The organism is Rhizobacter sp. P3_B12, assembly GCF_056402895.1.
On the sequence record NZ_JBFUGN010000806.1, the window covers coordinates 1 to 2856 of the forward strand.

At 69.1% G+C, this 2856-nt stretch carries 5 protein-coding genes; 3 read left to right on the top strand and 2 right to left on the bottom strand.

Annotation, left to right across the window (positions count from 1 at the left end; translation table 11 throughout):
• A partial coding sequence (locus AC1D01_RS28300; RefSeq protein ID WP_477872338.1) for a response regulator occupies window positions 1-372 on the top strand: 372 nt, incomplete at its 5' end.
• A gap of 60 nt (window positions 373-432) precedes the next feature.
• Here the strand turns inward: AC1D01_RS28300 and AC1D01_RS28305 are convergent.
• Complete coding sequence (locus AC1D01_RS28305) at window positions 433-813, bottom strand: serine hydrolase domain-containing protein (RefSeq protein WP_477872340.1); 381 nt, start codon at window positions 811-813, stop codon at window positions 433-435.
• Between the two features lie 279 nt (window positions 814-1092).
• Here AC1D01_RS28305 and AC1D01_RS28310 point away from each other — a divergent pair, with 279 nt between their 5' ends.
• Window positions 1093-1665: a YceI family protein gene (locus tag AC1D01_RS28310; RefSeq protein ID WP_477872342.1), complete on the top strand. Its 573-nt coding sequence runs from the start codon at window positions 1093-1095 to the stop codon at window positions 1663-1665.
• 5 nt (window positions 1666-1670) lie between these two features.
• Here AC1D01_RS28310 and AC1D01_RS28315 read toward each other — a convergent pair whose 3' ends face one another.
• Window positions 1671-2177 carry a DUF4142 domain-containing protein gene (locus tag AC1D01_RS28315; RefSeq protein ID WP_477872344.1) on the bottom strand — a complete coding sequence of 169 codons (507 nt, stop codon included), beginning with the start codon at window positions 2175-2177 and terminating at the stop codon, window positions 1671-1673.
• 101 nt (window positions 2178-2278) lie between these two features.
• On the opposite strand from AC1D01_RS28315, the gene AC1D01_RS28320 reads away from it, so the two are divergent.
• The coding region (locus AC1D01_RS28320; RefSeq protein ID WP_477872346.1) for an MBL fold metallo-hydrolase at window positions 2279-2856 on the top strand (578 nt) is incomplete at its 3' end.

Here is a 2856-nt window from a genome sequence, read left to right on the forward strand (position 1 = left end):
GCGGTGCATGCGCGCGGTGCGGCGGCCCGCGTGCTGCTGGTGGAAGACGACGACAGCGTGCGAGCCACTGCTGCCGCGCTGCTCGACGACCTGGGCGCCACCGTCACCGCGGTGGCATCGGAGCACGACGCGCTCGCCTGCATGGTGGCGCACGGCCCGTTCGACCTGCTGCTGTCGGACGTGATGCTCGGCCCGGGCGGCGACGGCATCGCGCTGTGGCACCGCATTGCGCACGACTGGCCGCAGCAGCGCATCGTGCTGAGCTCCGGCCTGCCGCCGGAGGTGCATGCGCAGCGTGCCGACTGGCCGGCCGCGGCCGCCTTCCTGCCGAAGCCGTTCACGCGCAAGAGCCTGGAGGCGCTGATCGCATGAACCTGCACCGCCTCGACCTCGTCTCGCTGCAGCTGTCCAGCCTGGTCGCGCGCAGCGCGACTAGCGTGGCGCCGGCCCGCACACGTGGCGGTCCAGCAGCGCGGTGATGAAATCGAAACTCTGCGGGTGCATGCCGCGCTGGTCGTAGTGGGTGCGTGTCACCACGGCGACCGCGTCGAGCGTGGGCAGCACCAGCACGTGGTTGCCGCCGTTGCCCGACATCATCCAGGCGCTCACGCGACCGCAGCGCAGGTCGTAGTCACGCCGCCAGAAAAGCTCGCCGTACGCCATCCCGAAGGGCGTCGACCGCCGCACGCTCAGCAGTGCGGCCACCTGGTCGGACGCCAGCAGTGCGCCGTCCGGCCCGGCGCCTTGCCGAAGCAGCAGCTGCGCCAGCGCGGCCCAGTCGCGCGTGCGCAGCCGCAGACCGCCGCCGGTCATCGTCTCGCCGCTGGGCGAGTGCGACCATTGCCATGCGGTGATGCCCAGCGGCGCGAAAAGCCGCCGTTGCGCGCGCCAAGAACGAAGCAGAAGCGGTGAGGCAGGTTCATGCCGCGCATGTCCGCAGGCCTCGCCGAGCGGCGTCCAGAACGTCTTGAACCCGGCCCGCTATCCGGGCTGCGGCCTCATGTCGATCGGAGCCCGGCTGATTCGTCGTGAAGATGAATGCATCGAGAATCCGGTGCCGTTCACCTCAACCCACCTCCAGGAGAATTCCCCATGCGCCTTGCCCTTGTCGCCGCCGCCGGCCTGCTGATCGCCGCCACCGCCCACGCCGCCCCGGTCACCTACAAGATCGACCCCGACCACACCTTCCCGAGCTTCGAAGCCGACCACATGGGCATCTCGGTGTGGCGCGGCAAGTTCAACAAGAGCAGCGGCACGGTGCACTACGACAAGGCCACCGGCACCGGCGACCTGGAGATCACCGTGCTGCCCGGCAGTGCCGATTTCGGCCAGGACGCGCTGAACAAGGTGGCCCAGGGCAAGGAGCTGTTCGACGTCAAGAAATTCCCCAAGGCCACCTACAAGGGCCGATTCGACAAGGTGGTCGACGGCGTGCCGACCGAAGTGGCCGGCGAGCTGACGCTGCACGGCGTGACCAAGCCGGTCACGCTGAAGCTGAACTGGCTCAAGTGCGTCCCGCACCCGATGCTCAAGCGCGACATGTGCGGCGCCGACGCGATCACGACGATCCAGCGCGACCAGTTCGGCATCGACGCCGGCAAGGACTGGCACTTCAACATGGACGTGACGCTGCGCATCCAGGTCGAAGCGGTCGCCGCTCAATAGTCCGGTCAGGGCTTCGCGGGCTGCAGTGCTCGCGCCATCTCCAGGTGGTGCTGAAGCCCCGGCAAGGTCTTCTGCGCGAAGGCCTTCACGTCGGCGTCCTTGGCTTCCTTCGCGGCCTGCTCGAACAGCTTGACAGCATCCTCGTGCGCCTTCACGCCGAAGGCCTTCACGTAGCGCTCGTCGAACTTCGCATCGGCGCCGGCGTCGATCAGCTTCAGCTCGCCCTTCTGCGTGATCGACGGGCCGGTCGGCAGGTCGACCTTCTTGCTCGCGGCGAGCGCCTTCAGTTCGTCGGCCACCTTCGTGTGGTCGTCGATCATCGTCTGCGCGAAGGTCTTCACGTCGGTGCGCTGCGCCTTGGTCTGCGCCAGCTTGCTGGCCTCGATCTCGGCGCTGCCGGCCTGTGCGGCTTCCTTCATGAACGACTCGTCGGAGCGGGCATGGGCAGCGGTGGCGACCAGGCCGCAGGCGGCAGCGGCGATCAGCAGGGTGGTCCGTACAGGCAGTCTCATCGTGGATTCCTCATCAAGGTCAAGTGAGGCACCCAGTCTGGAAGCCGCCTCTCGCCCTGGCTGTCGGTCACGTCCGAGTTCGCCGTAGGAGAATGTCGATCATGGTCGACACCCCTGCCTTCGGCATCCACGTCATCGACACCGGCTTCCACCGCCCGGCCTTCGATGCCTGCTACCTGGTGGTCGAGAACGGCCGCGGCGCGTTCATCGACACCGGCACCACGCACTCGCTGCCGCGGCTGCTGGCAGCGGTCGACGCGGCCGGGCTGCAGCGCAGCGATGTCGACTGGGTGATCGTCACCCACGTGCACCTCGACCATGCCGGCGGCGCCGGCGCGCTGATGCAGGCGCTGCCCGGCGCGAAGCTGCTGGCCCACCCGCGCGGCGCGCGCCACATGATCGAGCCGCTCGCGCTGCTGAACGGCGCCCGCGCGGTGTACGGCGCGCAGGAGGTGACGCGGGCCTACGGCGAGGTGGTGCCGGTGCCGGCCGCGCGCGTCGTCGAAAGCCATGACGGCATGGTCGTCGCCCTCGCCGGCCGGCCGCTGGTGCTGATCGACACGCCGGGGCATGCCCGCCACCACCACTGCATCTGGGACGAGCGCAGCCGCGGCTTCTTCACCGGTGACACCTTCGGCCTGAGCTACCGCGAGTTCGACACCGCGCAAGGCCCGTGGCT